Source organism: Cytophagales bacterium (assembly GCA_033344775.1).
Classification (GTDB): Bacteria; Bacteroidota; Bacteroidia; order Cytophagales; family Cyclobacteriaceae; genus JAWPMT01.
In genome coordinates this window covers 647,703-667,245 of record JAWPMT010000007.1, presented here as the reverse complement: position 1 = coordinate 667,245, position 19,543 = coordinate 647,703, and the positions used below count along the sequence as shown (strand labels likewise).

At 42.6% G+C, this 19,543-nt stretch carries 16 protein-coding genes and 1 tRNA gene; 10 read left to right on the top strand and 7 right to left on the bottom strand.

The annotated features are described in order from the left end of the window. Positions 1 to 115 precede the first annotated feature (115 nt). Positions 116 to 316 (top strand): hypothetical protein, encoded by a 201-nt coding sequence (locus tag R8G66_34910; protein ID MDW3197609.1) that lies wholly within the window; start codon positions 116 to 118, stop codon positions 314 to 316. A 1,571-nt stretch (positions 317 to 1,887) separates the two neighbouring features. Here R8G66_34910 and R8G66_34905 read toward each other — a convergent pair. The 4 genes from R8G66_34905 to R8G66_34890 form a co-directional block, all read right to left on the bottom strand. Next, positions 1,888 to 1,965, bottom strand: a tRNA-Val gene (locus R8G66_34905). Between the two features lie 94 nt (positions 1,966 to 2,059). Then, positions 2,060 to 2,710 (bottom strand): DUF2461 domain-containing protein, encoded by a 651-nt coding sequence (locus R8G66_34900; protein MDW3197608.1) that lies wholly within the window; start codon positions 2,708 to 2,710, stop codon positions 2,060 to 2,062. Between the two features lie 5 nt (positions 2,711 to 2,715). Next, positions 2,716 to 3,990, bottom strand: a complete 1,275-nt coding sequence (gene murF, locus R8G66_34895) for a UDP-N-acetylmuramoyl-tripeptide--D-alanyl-D-alanine ligase (GenBank protein ID MDW3197607.1) — start codon at positions 3,988 to 3,990, stop codon at positions 2,716 to 2,718. 40 nt (positions 3,991 to 4,030) lie between these two features. Next, the gene (locus R8G66_34890) at positions 4,031 to 5,455 is read right to left on the bottom strand and encodes a helix-turn-helix domain-containing protein (GenBank protein MDW3197606.1); all 1,425 of its coding nucleotides are present in this window, start codon (positions 5,453 to 5,455) and stop codon (positions 4,031 to 4,033) included. A 251-nt stretch (positions 5,456 to 5,706) separates the two neighbouring features. Between R8G66_34890 and R8G66_34885 the strand changes: the two genes are divergently transcribed. The 5 genes from R8G66_34885 (at position 5,707) to R8G66_34865 (ending at position 11,484) form a co-directional block, all read left to right on the top strand. Next, positions 5,707 to 6,714, top strand: coding sequence for a S8/S53 family peptidase (locus R8G66_34885; GenBank protein MDW3197605.1), 1,008 nt, complete (start codon positions 5,707 to 5,709; stop codon positions 6,712 to 6,714). Then, entirely contained in the window at positions 6,711 to 7,091 is a 381-nt protein-coding gene (locus R8G66_34880; GenBank protein ID MDW3197604.1) for a hypothetical protein, read from the top strand. Before R8G66_34885 ends, R8G66_34880 begins: the two co-directional genes overlap by 4 nt. Before the next feature lie 185 nt (positions 7,092 to 7,276). After that, a complete protein-coding gene (locus tag R8G66_34875) occupies positions 7,277 to 8,953 on the top strand; it encodes a sensor histidine kinase (protein MDW3197603.1) in 1,677 nt (558 codons plus the stop codon). Next, the gene (locus tag R8G66_34870) at positions 8,950 to 9,594 is read left to right on the top strand and encodes a response regulator transcription factor (protein ID MDW3197602.1); all 645 of its coding nucleotides are present in this window, start codon (positions 8,950 to 8,952) and stop codon (positions 9,592 to 9,594) included. The genes R8G66_34875 and R8G66_34870 overlap by 4 nt, the downstream gene beginning before the upstream one ends. A gap of 147 nt (positions 9,595 to 9,741) precedes the next feature. Continuing rightward, positions 9,742 to 11,484: an ABC transporter ATP-binding protein gene (locus R8G66_34865; GenBank protein MDW3197601.1), complete on the top strand. Its 1,743-nt coding sequence runs from the start codon at positions 9,742 to 9,744 to the stop codon at positions 11,482 to 11,484. Between the two features lie 136 nt (positions 11,485 to 11,620). Here R8G66_34865 and R8G66_34860 read toward each other — a convergent pair whose 3' ends face one another. After that, positions 11,621 to 12,313: a DUF547 domain-containing protein gene (locus R8G66_34860; GenBank protein ID MDW3197600.1), complete on the bottom strand. Its 693-nt coding sequence runs from the start codon at positions 12,311 to 12,313 to the stop codon at positions 11,621 to 11,623. Between the two features lie 170 nt (positions 12,314 to 12,483). On the opposite strand from R8G66_34860, the gene R8G66_34855 reads away from it, so the two are divergent. Both R8G66_34855 and R8G66_34850 read left to right on the top strand, forming a co-directional pair. Continuing rightward, the gene (locus R8G66_34855; protein ID MDW3197599.1) at positions 12,484 to 13,818 is read left to right on the top strand and encodes an FAD/NAD(P)-binding oxidoreductase; all 1,335 of its coding nucleotides are present in this window, start codon (positions 12,484 to 12,486) and stop codon (positions 13,816 to 13,818) included. A 16-nt stretch (positions 13,819 to 13,834) separates the two neighbouring features. Further along, positions 13,835 to 15,409 (top strand): 4Fe-4S binding protein, encoded by a 1,575-nt coding sequence (locus R8G66_34850; GenBank protein MDW3197598.1) that lies wholly within the window; start codon positions 13,835 to 13,837, stop codon positions 15,407 to 15,409. Positions 15,410 to 15,452: 43 nt separating this feature from the next. Here the strand turns inward: R8G66_34850 and R8G66_34845 are convergent, their stop codons facing one another. Both R8G66_34845 and R8G66_34840 read right to left on the bottom strand, forming a co-directional pair. Then, positions 15,453 to 16,130 (bottom strand): hypothetical protein, encoded by a 678-nt coding sequence (locus tag R8G66_34845; protein ID MDW3197597.1) that lies wholly within the window; start codon positions 16,128 to 16,130, stop codon positions 15,453 to 15,455. Between the two features lie 58 nt (positions 16,131 to 16,188). Next, positions 16,189 to 16,983 carry an MOSC domain-containing protein gene (locus R8G66_34840; protein MDW3197596.1) on the bottom strand — a complete coding sequence of 265 codons (795 nt, stop codon included), beginning with the start codon at positions 16,981 to 16,983 and terminating at the stop codon, positions 16,189 to 16,191. A 69-nt stretch (positions 16,984 to 17,052) separates the two neighbouring features. Here R8G66_34840 and R8G66_34835 point away from each other — a divergent pair, with 69 nt between their 5' ends. Both R8G66_34835 and R8G66_34830 read left to right on the top strand, forming a co-directional pair. Beyond that, on the top strand, positions 17,053 to 17,763 hold the full coding sequence (locus tag R8G66_34835; GenBank protein MDW3197595.1) for a hypothetical protein: 711 nt from the start codon (positions 17,053 to 17,055) through the stop codon (positions 17,761 to 17,763). Between the two features lie 5 nt (positions 17,764 to 17,768). Next, entirely contained in the window at positions 17,769 to 19,274 is a 1,506-nt protein-coding gene (locus R8G66_34830; GenBank protein ID MDW3197594.1) for a hypothetical protein, read from the top strand. Positions 19,275 to 19,543 lie beyond the last annotated feature (269 nt).

The window sequence follows — 19,543 nt, the reverse complement described above, 5'->3', positions numbered from 1 at the left end:
TTTTTAGTCAAACATTAGTTTATACCCTTGGTACAAAAGCGAACCTTGTCTTGTTTCCTCCTCACAGCTAATCTTATCCTCATAACAACAGTGAAAGGAATAGCTAAACGACATCATGCAGCAAAGCTCAATATCAAAAAGGAAAGACATACAGGAGACGAAGCTCACCATCGAAGAACTAAGACAGTTTGATGGTTTTGAGGATATTGAAGAAGAACAAGGGCAGGAACTCATCGATTTTCTTCATGGCTTTTGCATCCTTATTTACGAAAACTACGTTAGTACATCCAAGACATCACAACATTATGAGCAATAAAAACTTAGACCGGTTCCTGAAGTTCGCTAACAAAAACGTTCGTGTACCCATCAGGAATTCAAGAGATGTCGTCATCTATACCCGTGTATCCTCCAGAGACCAAATGGAGAATGGGGCAAGTTTGGATACACAGATGAAGTACTGTAAGGAATTTGCTCGGAGAAAGGAATTGAATGTCGTTGCTTTCTTTGGAGGCACTTACGAATCAGCTAAATCAGATGACCGAAAGGAGTTCCAACGCATGATCAACTATGTAAAGCGATCAAAGAACGTTTCGGCTATCATCGTCTATTCCTATGATCGATTTTCCCGCTCCGGTAATAATGGAGCGATGATCAGTGAGGACTTACAAAAGAAGTATGGTGTCTCTACTTTATCCGTCACTCAGGAAGTCAATCCTGAAAATGCAACAGGAGCTTTTCAAAGAGACATGTTCTATCTGTTCGGCAAGTTTGACAATACTCAAAGAACAGAAAAGTGTATTACCGGAATGCGCGAAAAGATTAGAGAGGGGCATTGGGTATGGTCCATTCCAATCGGTTATAAGAACCTGAACAGAGGACAAACAGCCGATAAACATGAACTTATCATCACAAAAGAAGGAGAATTGCTCAAACAGGCGTTTCAATGGAAGGCTGAAAGAGACATGCCGACCGTTGATATCGCCAAGCGGTTAACCCATCAAGGATTGAAGATGACAGACAAGAAACTGTCCAAGATCTTTCAGAACCCATTTTACTGTGGCGTACTAACCAGCAGCTTACTACCTGGAGAAGTGCATCGAGGTAAACACATACCTCTGATCTCCGAAGAGCTATTCTGGAAGATCAATGATCCTAACCATAATCGTCCGAGAAAGAAGGGTTACAAGGTACAAATACACAATGATAGACTACCACTAAAAGTATTTACCAAGTGCGATGATTGTGGAGCGCCTATGACTGGCTACTTAGTCAAGAAGAAAGGACTATACTACTACAAGTGCAGAACGAAAGGCTGTGGCAAAAACAGAAACGCAGATGTAGTCAAACAGGGATTTGAATCACTACTCAGTAGCTTTCAATTAGATCGCCGATATCAGGACATACTAGCTGCTCAGATGAAGAAATTGTTCTTCAAACTGAATGAGGATAAGCTACAGGAATTAAAAGCCTACAAAGCCAATTTAACGGAGGTTACAGGCAGGTTGGAAACGATAGAGGAGAGATTCGCTATTGGGGAAATAGATCGCCCCATATACGAGAAATATCACCTAAAATACCAAGGGGAGAAATTGGAAATCGAGGGTATGTTAGAAAATGCCTCGATTAGCAGTTCGAACCTTGACAAATGCGTGGAATACACCGTCAATTTGAGCGGTAACTTGCTGAAAATGTGGCGAGAAGCAGATATTCTGGGCAAGCAAAATATTCAATCTCTGGTATTTCCAGATGGAATCAGGTATAATCGAGAAAAAGACGAAGTTCGAACCGAAAGAGTAAACATATATTTCAGTGTAATACCCACACTATCAGCTCATTACAGAGAAGAAAAAGAAAAGGGAAAGTACTCTAAAAATACTTTCCCTCATTTGGTGGGCTTTGAGGGATTCGAACCCCCGACCCCCTCGGTGTAAACGAGGTGCTCTGAACCAACTGAGCTAAAAGCCCTGAAGAATATTTTTTCGAACTGCTTTCGAAAACGGAATGCAAAATTAGTAGAGAAAATTACTCATGCAAAAAATCTGAGGATTTATTTTCAATTTCAACTCATCGCCACTGAAAAGTATTGATTGAATGGATACATCACCTGATACATCTCCGTGATTTTGGGAATGAAATGATTACTCAAGATTTCTTTATCACTCAGGTCTCTGGTCACCAAAAAGCTTTTCATCCGTAGCAGATCAATATTTGGATGATCTTTGGGATATCCTTTTGGAGCAGTTTTCAGACTCTCTCCGGTCATTTGGCCAAATACTTTCTTGAATTGCTCATCCTTCACGATGTTTCTCAACTCTTCCGGATTGTAATCTATTTCCTGTCTGATCTTTTTCAGGTTATCGGCTTCAGGCAGGTACACACCACCGGCAACAAAGCTTTTACCCGGCTGAATGTGAAGATAATAGGTTGGGTTTCCAGTCTTTTTTCCTCCTTCCATTATGGCTGCGCCAAAATTGGTTTTGTAGGGGCTTTTATCCTTACTGAATCGGATGTCTCTGTTGATGCGGAATATACAATGCTTTGGTTCTAAGCCTTGCACGTTTTCATCAAAATCAGCAATACCTGAAATTAGCGAAGCCACAATTTCTTTAAACTCTTTTTTAGCAACTTCATAGCGCTTCTTGTTGTCCTGCATCCACTCACGTTGGTTATTGACAGCAAGGTCCTTCAAAAAACCGACGACATTTTCCATCTGAATTATTCTTTAAAGTGTTCTAAAAGTTGCTCAAGTTTCATTTTTCTAGAGCCTTTCAACAAGATATGTGCAGTTCCGGGCTCAAGGGTCCTCACATGGGACTTTAATTCATCTACATGATCGAAATGCTGAGCCCCATCAATTTGATCTGCTGCGTGTTTCATTAACTCCCCTACTAACATGACTTGATCAAATCCCATCTCCGCAATTTTTTCACCTAATTGCGCATGAGCAGAAGATTCATTCTCCAGTTCCAACATGTCACCCAGAACCACCCACTTCTGTCCTGCTACTTTATTCAGCGTCTCTAAGGCCGCCAACATTGAATCCGGATTGGCATTGTAAGCATCTACAATTATTCGTGCTTGCCCCTTCTCCACCACTTGTGAGCGCAAATTGTCAGGGGCATATTCACATATCGCCTCTGTAACCTGACCATCAGGAACCTCAAAATAACGGCCCACCGCGACAGCAGCTGCTATATTCGGGAAATTGTAAGCTCCATAAAGCGAGGACTGATGATCGGTTCCATCCAAAGAGAATGAAAGCGGGTTTTCCTCATTAACGAGCTCCAGGTCTTTTGCTGGATAAGTGGTTTTCTCAGCAAACCTTTTGGCCATATTGATTAATCTTGGATCCAGTTCGTTGATGAACGGATGGCCACCCGTTTTTCTAAGGTGATCAAACAATTCACTTTTCCCTCTTAGGACTCCTTCAATTCCACCGAAAGTGTTGGTATGGGCGTGACCAATGTTGGTGATCAACCCATGTGTAGGGTTGGCAAAGTCACAGAGCTCTGCAATATCTCCCACTTTACTGGCTCCCATTTCGACGATCGCAATCTCTACTTGTGGATGGATTTTCAGTAACGTAAGCGGCACACCAATGTGATTGTTAAAATTCCCTTCCGTAGCGAGGACATCATATTTCTTCCCTAATACACGACTGATCAATTCTTTGGTACTCGTCTTTCCATTGGATCCAGTTAAGGCAAAAACCGGCTTTTTAAATCGACTCCTGTGAAACTTACTCAAAGCTTGTAAAGCTTCCAGGCTATTTTCAGCCAAAATATACCGGTCGTTCCTCACAAATTGAGGGTCGTCCACCACGACATAGGCCGCTCCCTTCTTCAATGCTTCTTCAGCATAGATATTACCATTGAAATTGGGACCACTCAACGCAAAAAAGAGATTCCCGGGCTGAATGGTACGGGTATCCGTTGACACCCCATCACTTAGCAGGAATCTGGAATAGAGAAGCTCAATGAAATTTTCCATTGCTCCGCAATTTAGACCCACCCCACGAAAGTAAATGAGATTAGCTCAACAAGATTTGATCAATGTCTGCTTGTATCTTTCGTTCGAGGAGATTGCTGTCCAGATTGGCCATTTTATCCATAAAGGCTTGAGCTGAGTTTCGAGGAATTTTAGGATCAGACAAAAACTTGATGGACTGTGTGACTTCCTCGTCAATGCGAACGCCCAACATCACACTGATCTGCTCGAGTGGATTCGACACGTTGGTGAAGGCAAGTGCCCAACAGAAATAAGAAGCATCTTCAAATTCCGAGATATGTGGCTCTATGACCAACTCCCCTCCTTTAAGCTTCTCAAATACCGATTCTGTAACCCAGGTTTTAAAATAACGCTGGTTACGCTCATTCGCTTCGGGATCGTTCAGGTGCGATAAATGCAATTCTTTGGTAAGCACCACTGATTCTTCTTGTGGAGACTTGAGAAACCTCATGAAAAACAGATTCCGCAGCTCGAAGAAAGTCGGCAATAGGTTGGTCAGTCGCTGCATTACCATCTCCGGAGTAGCATCAAATTCTGTCAACAAATTGAGGAAGCCTTTGGAATCCCAGGTCTTTTTTTCAAATAGTTTTTCCACTGATTTAACCATACGATCCTTTGGCATAATCAGGGCCGCCGAAAAATAAGAAGCCCGGTGGCTATTCAACAACATGTCAAAATTCTGTGCTTTTTGTGGAGGTGTCGCTGCCGGACGATCCTGAACCCGCATCCACTGAAAAGCTATTTCCCGCCCTAACAGAAAGTTGCGTTGTGCACGCGTGAGCCCCTGATTTAAATAAAGCAAGCGCTTCTTCTCATCATAGAGTGATCGTAGGTCTTTCAAGGACTCGTATTTTGCCAGGGTATCATAACTGGCCCTTACACCGATCTTTAGTAGGATATCTTCAAGCAATTCCGGCTGGAAAGGCAAGTCTTTCAACTCAAAAAATTCCAGGTGCATTTCTTCCACTACTTGCTCCAACTCTTCAAAGAAATTGAGGCGAAGCTCCTGATAAGAGCGTAGAGCGATTTCATAAAAAGGCTGCTTTCTCAATTCATAGCTCCGCACCACCTGGCTGATGGTATTGATCAGGGCATTGATCTTATCCGGATCTTCGGAGACGATCTCGACCAATTTCGCCGGACTCAGCCCAAATTCTTCCAAAGGAAACTCTTTGAAAAAATGAGAGTCCATCATATCCACCACAGGTTGCAGTTTTCGCGGGACCTGCAACGAAACTAATTCATCATATTGCACGCCTAATGCGTCGGCCAGTACAGCAATTTTATCTCCTTTGGGGTATTTCTTACCGCTTTCGATTTCACTGAGATAGGATACTGATAGTCCTGAAAGTGTATTCAACTGCTGATAAGTCAGTCCCCTTTCTTGCCGAAGTTCCTTAACCTTCAGTCCAAAAATATGCTTGAGTTCAAAAATGCGTTTGGGCATGGCGCCAAAGGTACACAATTAGTGAATTTTTATTGTTAGCGAATTTTCGCAAAATTCAATTGATATAGCATTGGATAACTTCTACCTAAAACCCGGTAGAAGAAATTCGTGAAATCAGGGGTGAATACAGTAAAGAGTCTATAAGATATTTGCTTCAAATTAAACCATTAACAAAATGTAAATTGAAACATATTAATTTAGAGTTTGCCCAGCAACACGGTCATTATAGTTACTCACAGAAACATAATACAATGGCCAATTTCGAAGAATTAGAAGCATTCATGCCGCAAGAGGCCAATCATAAAAATTGGGTTCTTGACTATCTGAAAATTACAGAGATCAAACAACAATTTGGTCTCTTCAGGAAAAGTTCAAAAATCAAAGTCGCAGTAATCGATACGGGAATCAACAAAATCGATTATTTCAACGATACTCAGGTTTCTACCTATTCAGTGGTCACTGACTATGCCACAGAATTTTGGAAAAAACATAGAAACAAAAGAAGATCAGAGATAATCAATCAGCTCCTAAAACAACTAAAACAAACGGATTGCCCTTTTACTGACGATTATGATGGCTACACTTTTGATGAGCTTAGTCATGGAACAGCCATTTCCAGCTACATTTCTGGCCAGAAAGGAATTTCCTGCAATTCAGAATTGATCATGATCAAGGCCTCAAATGATGCCAACAAGCCTATGAACCTGCCACTCGCCATTTATATGGCAGTGGCCTTAGGTGCTCATGTCGTGAATATCAGCCTCGAAGACCGGTGTTCTGCCGAATTGCACGATGCCGTATTACAAGCATACTTCAACGAAGTGATGCTTGTTTGTTCGGCTGGTAACAGCCTTGAACAAGATGTAGGATCCATCGAATATCCTGCGGCGTTTCAGAGGACCTTAGCTATCGGAGGATATGATCAGGATTTCAAACTTCAAAACGATGGCGCCAGAGGTAGATTGCTTGATTTTATGTGCCCGTCAGTGAGTGTGCCGAGTTTAACCGAAGACGACATCATTGCGGAAGGAACTTCTATCGCCAGTGGCATTTGTTCGGGAATCATAGCGCTGTACATGGAGGCGCACCTGGAAATCTATGGTCGTCTCCCTACCTGCAAAGATTTGAAAAAGAGTTTAATTTCGAGGTGTGTCCATCCTTATGATCCGGGTGATTATAACGAGGAATGGGGGTATGGGATTATACATCCCTGGTCACTATTCGGATTCCTGGCTTCAGAATCCAACATAGCCATATGAAGTACAATAAATTCTATACGTATTTAAGTTACGAGCGCGACGAAGAAGGAAACAGGTATTATGGTCTTTATTATAAGATTGACCTAAGACCTAAGTGGGCTACCTATGACTGGGTCCAGAATTTGGAACAGGTATCAAGAAATGTATACAAGTTGGAATTGACCCCTTGTAAGCCCGGTGAAGAAAGAATCCATAAAATAGAATTAGAGATTCGACAAAATCAGGCAGATGATAATATTAGCCGAGATGGAGTGATTCGCATTTATGGTCCACCGCGTCGTAAGCGTTTTTTTAAGGAGTCTTTTGAACTGAAAATTTTCGGCGGACCTAATAATGGTAATGGAGCGACAAAGCATCCTGGAGACGCTGATGGATAATGTGACTTAAAAGAGGTCTACTTGTTGAGTTTATTGCATGTATGTCAAATCATTTTATAACAATTTGTCTGGCTCTGCTAGTTCCATTTTCTGAAAATCCAGATCCAGAAGGATATAGAAGAAAAGGAATTTATGCTAAGAATAATGCCAAATTTGATTCCGCATTATATTACTATCAAGAGGCCTTGGATGGATTCTTGGCGATTAATGACAGTGTCGGGATAGGTAAAGTTTACAACAACATCGGTACAGTTTGGTACTACCTAACAAACTATGATAAGTGCTTAGAGTACTACAATTTAAGTGATCGAATATTTCGACAATTAAATGATGAAATCGGTATCGCCAATGTCAATATAGGGCTTGGGAATTACTATTTGGAGAGCGAACAAAACCCAGAATTGAGTCTGGAAAAGTTTAAGGAAAGCCTGGAGGTCTATAAATCACATGGAAATATCAGGATGGAAATGATTACATTGAACAATCTTGGTAATGTCTACTCCATTGAACTAAATAAGTTAAAGAAGAATAACCTATTAGATAAACAAAAAGCTTTAAAGCACTATAAGCGGGCATTAACCATTGCCAAGAGTCTACCGGATTCCTTTCAACTTGGTGGGATTTCCATGAACATCGCAACAACATTTGATGAAATATCTACTGATTCATCAGATCTCTATTACAACAAATCTCTAAAAATTTACGAGGCTCTTGAAAATTCATTCAAGATAGGTATGGTCCACATGAATCGTGGGTTCTCATTACTAAAAGCAGAAGACTGGAATGCCTCAATTGTTCAAAACAGAAAAGCACAGAAGTTAGGGTTTCAGGTGAATTCTTGGGATATAATCGCAGGATCCTCAATAAATCTTGCCACGGCATTTGATGAATTAAATCTGGCAGATAGTGCATTAAAATATCATAAAATACACACTATTTATCATGATTCATTGTACAACGAAGACAAACAACAAATCATAGAGAACCTAAAGATCTCATACGAAACCGAAAAGAAAGACCAGCAGCTAAAACTCAATGAAGCAACTATTCTCATTAAAACCACGGAAAACAGAACACTTATGCTTATACTATTCATTGTTGCGGGATGCGCCATTGTGGTGATCCTCTTCAATCAAAAACGCCTGAAGGACCAGAAAATCCTACGGCGAAAGGACCAGGAACTTCGAGAGCGTGAAACGGTCCTTAGAGAAAAAGATCAGGAACTCCATCAGCAGCAGGTCGACCAGATGGTCAGGGATCAGGAATTGAAATCCATCAATGCAATGCTTGAAGGGGAAGAAAAGGAACGCAAACGCATTGCCGAAGATCTCCATGATCGGGTAGGCAGCATGCTATCAGCCATGAAATTACAAACAGATACTTCCGATACAAAACTGACCAGTTTGTTGGACGAAACCGTAGATGAAGTTCGCCGGATCTCGCACAACCTGGAAACTAAGGTGCTGAATAAATTTGGACTAATTGCTGCCCTAGAAGACCTTGCTGACAAAATCAAAGGTTCTGAAAAGATCAATTTTGAATTACAATACCTTGACCTGACCGAAAGGTTAGAAAACAAAGTAGAGATCAATGCCTACCGCATTGTACAGGAATTAATCAGCAATGCACTTAAGCATTCTCGGGCCACAGAAATCGTCACTCAAGTAAACCGAATTGAGGATCAACTGATCATTACGGTAGAAGATGATGGTGTGGGTTTCAATAGCCTGAAAGTCAAAGAAAGCTCCTCAGGTATGGGACTCAGAAATGTCATGTCCCGAGCTCATGAACTGAATGGTCATTTCAATGTAGATTCCGGCAAAGGACAAGGTACCATGATCACCGTAGAGTTTCCGATATGAAAGAAATACTGATCGTTGAAGATCATCCCATATTCAGTGATGGTTTGCAAAATATCCTGGCAGATGAATCCAGCATCTCATTGCTGGACAAACTGGCCGATGGGAATCTGGTTATACCATTTCTCGCAAAAAACAAGGTTGACCTCATATTATTGGACATCAATCTTCCTGGCATAGACGGGCTGAGTCTCTTGAAAGAGATCAAAGCGACTTATCCTGATATCAAGGTGCTGATCCTGACTCAATATGACAAGGCCGCGTTCATACAGTCATCCATTGAGAGTGGTGCCGATGGGTACCTTCTGAAAAACAGTTCCAAAAATCAGGTCCTTGGTGCCGTCTCTCAAGTACTGTCGGGCGAACCCTATTTTTCACAAGAAGCCATGGGAACATTGATCTCAAGCATGCGAAGGCAGGGCACTAACCACCAGGTAAAGCTAACCAAGAGAGAAACTGAAGTAATGACCTTGCTGGCAAAAGGGCTGACGGTGAACGAATTGGCAGATAAATTATTCATCAGTGCACATACGGCAGAGACCCACCGTAGAAATGTGATGGCAAAAATGAAGTTCAAGAACCGGGCGGAACTGACTGTTTATGCCACGGAACATGGCTATCTGGATTTACCAAAAGGCGGCTGATTTTCTCATTTGCACAAATATTGCTTCGTCTTGATTCACGAATAATTTATGATGATGAAGACACGATCCGCAAACAATTAACGGAATCGGGAACTTTTAACAGGTCACATCGTATTTTGCATTGACTTAGCTGCATTTACTACTTACATGGCAAAATCAAAAGTGACCATGGGCCACGTTTTCAAAACGATCATCTGGCCCCGTCGAAAAACGGTCTTTATTGGACTTTTCTTAATCATCATTGGCAGACTCTCGGGATTCGTGCTTCCTATGAGTACTAAATACCTGATCGATGATGTAATTGATCAGGGAGATTCCGAATTTCTTAAACTGATCGCAGTAGTAGTAATGATTGCTGTAACCATTCAGGCAATTACTTCATTTCTACAAACCAAACTTTTGAGCGTGGAAGCGCAGCATTTGATCGCACAATTGCGTGTACGTGTTCAAAATAAGATCATTTACTTACCCATTCGTTTTTTTGACAATAGCCGTTCAGGAGAATTGGTTTCCAGGATCATGTCGGATGTGGAAGGTGTGAGAAATCTGGTCGGCACCGGGCTAGTTCAGCTTGTCGGAGGAACTTTAACTGCCTTATTATCCGTGTTTCTATTAGTCAACATCAGTCCGATACTTACAGTAGTTGCACTAATCCCAATGGCCATCTTTGGGGTCATTTCATGGAAGGTTATGGGAACCATCAGACCTGTGTTCAGAGAACGTGGGAAAATCAATGCCGAGGTAACAGGACGATTAACCGAAACCTTGAACGGTGTTCGTGTGATCAAAGGTTTTAATGCCGAGAAACAAGAAGTAAAGGTTTTCGAAAATGGCGTTGAAAAGCTTTTTGAAAACATCAAGCGCACTTTAACTGCCACTGCTACCATGGGAAGTTCAGGTGCTTTCTTGATTGGATTGGCTACGGTTTCTGTTTTAGGATTAGGTGCTTACTTAATTATCGGAGGAGATGACGCACTAACCAAAGGCGACCTGATCCAATTCATGTTCCTCGTAGCTTTTATGATAGCTCCAATCTTACAAATGGGTAACATCGGTACGCAATTAACTGAGGCTTTTGCCGGACTTGACCGTACCGAAGAGATCATGAACATGCAGGAAGAAGATGATCCGAGTGTTCGAACGGTAGCATTAAAAGACATCAAAGGAGACATCAAATTTCAGGATGTTTCATTCGCATACGAAGAGGACAAGGAAGTCATTCACGATATCAACCTGGAAGCTCCTGCCGGTTCAGTTACCGCATTGGTCGGGAGTTCAGGTTCAGGAAAATCTACCATCGCCGGATTGGCAGCCTCTTTTCTGATGCCTGAAAAAGGCTTGCTTACCATCGATGGCCAGGACATTTCAAAAGTTCCCTTGAATAGTTACCGCGAAAATCTGGGTGTGGTGCTTCAGGATGATTTCTTATTTGAAGGCACCATCCGGGAAAACATCTTATTCCCGAGGCCTGACGCCACCGAAGATCAATTGATGGATGCTGTCAAAGCTGCGCATGTCAATGAATTTACCGAGCGTTTTGAAGAAGGATTGGATACGTTAATCGGAGAGCGTGGGGTGAAGCTTTCCGGAGGTCAGCGTCAACGACTGGCCATTGCCCGTGCCATATTGGCCGATCCACGGATTTTGATTCTGGATGAAGCCACTTCAAACCTGGATACAGAAAGTGAAAGTTACATTCAGCAAAGTCTGTCACGACTGATGGAAGGCCGGACTACTTTCGTGATCGCCCACCGATTGAGTACCATCCGACAAGCTGATCAGATTCTGGTCATCGAGAAAGGAAAGATCGTGGAGCGAGGCACCCACGATGAGCTGATCGCTGCGGAAGGCCGATACTATCAGCTGTATACGTATCAGGCGAAGATTTGAGCCGAGCTTAGAAACCAGATTACTCTAAGTAATCTGGTTACTGCTCGCGAAAAGAAAAAAGCCCCTCTTCCGAGGGGCTCCTAAGGTGGAAAACACCAAACCTAACCTACCGTATCACAGTAACCACCTTAATAACTCACTGCTGATTCAATGTCCAATCATATTCGTAGAAAGTAACTTTCTTTCCTGCAACTCCTTCTCTGTACTTTGCGATGTAGTCAATCAGTTTGCCATCTTTCTCAAAATCTTTCTTATACCAGCTAAAGATCTGAGATGCACTCACTTTCTTTCCTACCTGAATGAACCAATCCAGATTCAATACTTCTTTCGTTCTGGTTTCAAGTTTATCCTCTAACCCTTCAGGATACCAACCGTAATTGGCCAATGGTGGGCAACTTTTAGCCGCACATACCAGGGCAAAGTGTAATCTCGAATCGGGATATTCTACATATAGCTTTCCTTTTTCCAATCCATCGAGGGTGTAGGACTTTCCTGCCATGGTATGTTCGATCCCGTTAAAGAACTTAGGATTGTCCAAAGGACTTTTAATTGGCAACAGATCAACTACCTGCTCAATCACCCAGATATTATACGTATTGATCATGAACGCTTTCTGTGTTTGCGCGTCATAGGAGTCAAAGTCGGCATTTGCGATCAAGGAGACCAATTCATTTAAATCTGATCGATCTGCTTTCACATTATCGTAAGCTACTCCACCTTGATCATTCACATTAGCCTTAAAAAAGGCATCTGCTTTCTTAAAAAAGTCTGCTTGAGAAAATCCCGTCAAGGAGACAAACATCAGTAGTATAGCGAGGATTTGTTTCATTATTTAAACAATTATTTGTACTCTGTACGCTAAAATCATATTACATGTTGCTACACACGTCCTTCTTCAATTCATTGTGTCAAAGAAGAGACATAAACTAAGCTTATCTTTCTATCTTGAAACTGGCTCGGACTTCACTCACTTACTTTACCTAACTAAGTCATCTCTATATGCAGCACATCGTAATTGTCGGCAATGGCATCGCGGGTGTGACCACCGCCAGGCACATTCGCAAACGCAGCGACGATAAAATCACCATCGTCTCCGGTGAGACGGATCATTTTTTTTCCAGAACTGCGCTCATGTACATCTACATGGGACATATGAAATACGAACACACCAAACCCTACGAAGACTGGTTTTGGGAAAAGAATAAAATTGAACTGAAACGAGCCTGGGTAAAGTCCGTGGATTTTGATGGAAAGGCACTGGAGTTCGAAGGTGGGGAAAAATTGAGTTATGACAAGTTAGTACTGGCAACCGGATCCAAGTCCAACAAATTCGGATGGCCCGGACAAGATCTTGACAGTGTACAGGGATTGTACAACTTTCAGGACCTGGAGCTCATGGAGAAAAATACGGTCGGCATCAAACATGCAGTAGTCATCGGTGGTGGCCTGATCGGAATTGAAATGGCAGAAATGCTGCACTCCAGAAACATCCCTGTAACCTATCTGGTAAGGGAGTCGCATTTCTGGAATGGCGTGATCCCCAATCAGGAAGCGAAATTGATTGATCAACACATTCGTGAAAATCATATCGATCTCAGACTCGAAACAGAACTTAAAGAAATCATTGATGATGGCAATGGCCGTGTAAAAGCTGTCGTCACCAATAAAGGCGAAACCATCGAATGTCAGTTTGTTGGATTGACCGTGGGTGTTTCACCAAATGTGGATTTCTTAAAAGACTCTTCTCTGGAAATACAGCGAGGCATCATGGTCAATGAATATCTGGAGACCAATATTCCGGATGTTTATGCCGCCGGCGATTGCGCCCAAAGAAGAGATCCCATTACTAATAGGAGACCCATTGAAGCCGTTTGGTATACGGGCCGCATGATGGGTGAGAGCCTGGCGAAAACCTTAACCGGAGAAAAAACGACCTATGATCCGGGGTACTGGTTCAATTCCGCCAAGTTTTTCGATATTGAATATCAGACTTACGGACATGTCTGGGCTCAATTGAAAGACAATGAGCAGGAGTTTTACTGGGAACACGAATCTGGCAAAAAATGCATGCACTTTGTTTTTGACAAGTCAAGTCGCAAATTCCTGGGGGTAAACACTTTCGGCATTCGTCTTCGTCACCACTCATTCAATAAATGGATGCAAGACGAAAAGAGCATCGAGTATGTGCTGGAACACCTGAAAGATGCCAATTACGACCCTGAGTTCTATAAAGCACATGAACAAGAGATCATTGATCAGTTCAATCAGGAGAATAACACTTCGGTCAAGCCGAAATCAAAAAGTTGGAAAAGAATTTTAGCCTACGCGCAATAAAGACATATTCAGAAAGATGAAAACAATCAAATCCATTGGTTTAGCCATTCTGGTACTTGGAGTGGCCATATTCACCGTTTCGCCACTGCTTGGAACTTATGAGCTGGATCAGGCCACATTCGATCAGTACGCCTCATCAAAAGGCCTGAAAAACGAACTGTTCCTGCAAGGCATGAAAGACCATGTCATCGGCAAAGAACTCAGTGCTGTAGGCTTTGCAACCACTGTAGCTTCCACCCTCGAGGCGGCCAACGATGTTTATAAGTCTGAACAGGATTGGAACAATGTCTTTTGGGACAATCCTTATAAAGATGTGGCGCCGGCATTGATGAAAACGTCCGGTAAGGGTCCTGTAGCCGAGAATAAGTTATTGTTCTTCTTCCTTACTTTCGGATTGGCCATCATTGGTGGATTGATGTTTATCCTCCCTGACATGGTCTTGCTGGGGAAACCAGGCATCAAAAACAATCACATTTATCAAAATCCGGTCACTAATCGTGGCTGGGTAGCCTACATCGTTTTCGGTTGGCTGGTCGGGTTCTATGTCCTGCTATATTTCTATCCTGCGTTCATCACCAGTTGGGTCTACCCGGTAGATCCGCTCAGCATGGCGCTTAGTGGCAATCCTGCCAGTCAATGGTTCCTGTACGGCACCATGTACACTTCGGTGATGCTGGTCATGGGTATTCGTATGTATGTAAAATATCGCCACAACATGTATCAGATGGTGAGAACTACTTCAGTACTGTTCTTCCAATTAGGATTCGCATTCCTTATTCCTGAGCTGTTGGTACGGTTCAACATGCCTTACATGGATTTCAAGAATGCCTGGCCCCTTGATTATGATTTCTTCTTTGACTGGAATATCAATAACCTCATAGCTTCTGGTAATGTGGGCATGTTCATGCTTGGCTGGGGCATTGCTTTAACAGCCATTATTGTTCCTGTTCTAGTGTACTTCTATGGGAAAAGGTGGTACTGCTCATGGGTATGTGGTTGTGGTGGTTTGGCCGAAACTTTAGGAGATCCATACCGTCAGCATTCGGATAAAAGCCTGAAGGCGTGGAAAATAGAACGTTGGTTGATCCATGGAGTGATGGTATTTGCCGTCATCATGACTGCAGGTGTGTTATACACGTATTTCTCAGGGGCTGATCAATTCATTGGCATGAATACGGGTAAAGTAAGAGAATACTATGGTTTCCTGATCGGATCCGTCTTTTCCGGCGTGATCGGAACTGGATTTTATCCTGTCATGGGTAATCGGGTTTGGTGTCGGTTTGGCTGTCCGCTTGCTGCCTACATGGGGTTGGTACAGAAGTTCAAATCTCGTTTCAGAATTACCACCAATGGGGGTCAGTGTATTTCTTGCGGTAACTGCTCTACCTATTGCGAGCAGGGCATTGACGTTCGCTGGTATGCGCAAAGAGGTCAAAATATTGTAAGATCTTCCTGTGTCGGTTGCGGGGTTTGTGCAGCGGTTTGTCCAAGAGGGGTACTGAAATTGGAAAACGGAAGCAACGATAATGCAAGCAGAATGGAAGCTCCTGCTTTGATCATCGGAAATGAAGGAATCAAAGTAGAAGCTTAAAAATATTGAGGTCAGCGTTCAACCTCTGGCCTCATCTCTTTTTCTAGAAAAGAATAGCAAACAAGATATCTATACTAGAAATGTTTCCTGACGTGATCTGATTGTTGGGATCATCAAAGTTATTTTCTTTCACATCCAGGTTCGCAATTTTTACCCGTAATCCTGGCTCCAGAATTACTTTCTCCACTGGTGCGCTCAAGCTGGCTCCAAATAATAATCCTGGCCCTGATTGTAATCTAAAAGTCCCCCAGGTCTCGCCATCAGACCGGAAAGTCCCTTTCGAAGGAACGGTATAGAAACCACCTCCTCCTATTCGGAAATTAGCTCCGTTGTTTAGTTCAGGAAGATTGAAATAAGCACCTACATTCAAACTGGTTCTAAAGAAACTTTGGAAGGTACTAGCTGAGGAACTTCCAAACCCTCCGGTTGATGCTGTCTGCGTAAAACTGAGTTGCATGGTCTGTTCCAGGGTAACTTCAAGATCCAAATCAGTATTGAGCGGAACTCCTATGCCGAAATAGAGATTATACCCGCCTCCAGGACGATAGTTCTCTTCAAACACCCCATTTGATCCAACTGGAAAGTCTAATTGCGTAGCAGATAACCCAAAAGAATTCCCAACTCCAATTTTGAAATATAACCGCTCTTTGACGTCCTGTGACTGAGCTCCCAGTGCCAATAAAAAGAATGATATCTTCAGTAATAACCTTGCTTTCATCATGAGTAGAAAAATTGTTTTGCCTTCACTTATTTGCGGCAACTAAATTATCTCAATCAATTCATTTGACAACTATCACTTCGTTTCCCTTCTGGATCTCACCTAATTTCCGTGGAATCAAATGCATTCCGAACGCCACTCCTCCATCCGCAACTTTACGGTAACCAGCCAGGGTTCTTAGCGGCTCACCTCGCTTATTTTTCTCCTGAGTAATGGGATCAATAGTCGTAAACACACATCGCCTACAAACCTGCGCTACATCGAACTCACATACCCCAATTCGGATTCTTTTCCATTGATCTTCTTCGTAAGGTTTAGCATCGTTGATCACAATGTTTGGTCGGAAATGCCCCATGGTTACCGGACTTTCCAAACGGCTGTTGAGGTCATCCAGTGAGCCTTGTCCAATTAATAAGATTGGAGCTTCGTCACCATAATTGACCTGATCTCCGGCCTTTCCTCCCCGCTTTTCAAGCATGGGACGAAAAACTTCTTTTTGGTGAATCACCTGACAGGTAATGCCCAGGTAATCCGAAAACCATTGATTGGCTGCCCTGGAATAGATTTTTCCACACAACTGCTCGTTGAAAAACCGAAAACTGATCTCCGGGTCCTCTTCCGGGTCCTGAAAAGTGAAACTTTCAAGCGGGGTAGCAATTTTCAACTTGTTTTTCTCCACCTGAGTCCGCACTTGTAACAGTCTCGGGTAATCTCTTGCGGTGATCAGTTCCTGATTATGATCAATCAGCAGCCACTCCCGATCATGGGCCAGTCCGGTGGCAAGTACTTTAGATTTTTGAAGCGAAACCTGACGCGTTGATTTGATGGGATAGATGTTGAGTTCGGAAACTTTCATGATTGTTTTAGAAAAAAACAAAGGAAGGCAATTTCAATTCATTAACAATATTTAACTTTTTATACGTTAATGTCTTACACCATTCCGCCAATGCTGTACCGACTCACTCTTGCTTTAGCTGTCTTTTGGCCTGTATCATCTATTGATCAACAAGTAAAGGAAACTTGTGACTTCCTTGTGGAAGAAGTAGTTACCAACTATCCAAATGATGATGCTTCACTGGCATTTACCCTGGCTATTGCTGCTCCCGAATACATTCGATACCGTGAATTGTCCAACCTGATGGAGGTACAGGCACTGCGTCTTATGTATGCCGCGTTAGGTTCCGGGCAGGTGGATTTCAGTGTTGGGTATTTTCAGATGAAGCCTTCTTTTATAGAAACTCTTGAAGATGAAATCAGGAAAGATGAGCAGCTGCAAAATGAGTATGCAGATCTGATTGGGTTCTATGCCTCCGACGCCACCGGCATTCGACAAGAGCGCATCGATCGCATCCTTAATATTGAATATTCTGTAAAGTACTTGCAAGCTTTTGAGCAATTGATCAAAAAGCAATACGCAGCCGAACTAGAAGGCTTAACCGATCAGCAAAGCTTACATTTCATTGCTACGGCTTATAACCTGGGACTTGGCAAGTCCGGGTCAGCCATTCGATTGTATCAGACCAAGCAAAACTTCCCTCACGGTCCCAATTTCAATGGAGATCAACACGCCTTTGGCGACATCAGTATCAGAATTTATAGTCAACTGAATAAATTGTTATGCATTCCAAATCACTAATTATCATGTTAACGGGGCTGTTGCTATTTGCCTGTAGCCCCGATCCAGCTTTTATTCGCGCTCCTTTTCAGGGAGTGACCAATGAAGCGGTAGAGCAAGTCATGGATGCTACCACCGGTGGCGTCTTACTCGTTGGGAACGGTACAGAAATTCATGTACCTGCCAATGCATTTGTCAATCAGGAAGGACAACCTGTAACCGGGGATGTCAAAGTTGCTTATACTGCGATCTCTGACCCGGGCACCATTTTGATTTCCGGTATTCCATTGAACTACGGGAACAAGGAAAATCCATCAGTCATGCAATCTGCGGCCATGTTCGACCTCAGTGCATCCGCCAATGGGCAAGAACTGGAATTAAGCCAGGGTAAATCGATCAGGACGGTGATCTCATCTAATGTCGAGGGCGATCAATACGATTTCTTCGCACTGAATAAAGAAGGGAAAACCTGGGATAAATTGGGCACTTCTGAGCCTACGCCCAATCCGCTGATCGATAGTCTGAACAATTCCATTACAGACATGGAAAGCAAAAGTGTGGATTATGATCTAACCGATTGTTTCGCGTTCAACTATGGTTATGATCTGGACATTTATCTAGATGAGGATCGTGCCAAGTTGAAGGATAAACGATTCAATTACTATACCTGGGAAACCTCTCCAGCGGTTGAAACGCTAGACAGATTACTAAGAACCAAACTCAAAAGTTATGGCGTGACAGCTATGATGAATGAGCGTGTTTGGAAGGAAGTGGATTGGAACGGAGAGAAGCGAAATCCGAATCTTTTGCTTTGGAAGTCCGAGAAGCCATTGCCGAATTGGATCTTGAATAGTAAAACGTATCGAAACCCTGAAGTTAAGTGGGTTGGAAAAAACCGATACCGTGTTAAATTCTTGCGTTGGGAGTATGAAAATAACGAGTGGAAACAATTCACTGATTACACCGCTTACATCTCTCCTAAAATGGCTTTATCTGACCTTTATGAGAATCAGCCAGAAGAAAGATCTGCCGAGTATGAGGCTTTACTTGCGAAGGTTGAGGAAGAAAAAGTCACTTTGGGCGCTCAGAATAAAGTGCTTCGAGAATTCAACATCAGCAAAATGGGTGTTTACAACTACGATTACATCAAAGAAGAAGAGCGCCTGATGGTTGCGGCTGAGATCTATCTCGATGGTGAAAAGCTTAATGATCAAATCACCGACTTGTTCGTGATGATCAAGGATCAAAATGCAGTATTACGCTATGATAAAACAGGCATGAGTCACTTTGTGATCTATCCCGGACAGCAATTGTTTGCTTTCATGGTGGTAGATGGTAATGGTATCGCAATGGAAGCGAATCAGGATTTGAATAACCTGGACCTGGCAAGTTTCCGTAATGATGAAAACAAGACCTTGCGAATTGATTTGAAATCTACGGAGTACAAGATCAACCGACCGATTGATCTCACGGAGTTTCTGGATAGAGAAATGAATGGAATTTCGACTGGTAATGTTTTGTCGATGAATTAATCCCCTGGCCCATCTCAACCGTCAGGCGGGCTCAGCATAACGGAGAATGATAAGCCACATCGAAAGTTGTGGCTTTTTTGTTGCTAAAATCCCCCACCCTTCGGGCACCCCCTTTCAAGGGGGACTTAAGCTCAGTCTCGGAAAATTGAGGGATTAAATGACATTCTGAACGAGGTTAGCGTTCATTTTTTACAAATACGAAAGAAATTTTTCATTCAATTTTTACAAATACGAAACTTATTACAATTTTGGGAGTATATCTGTTAGAA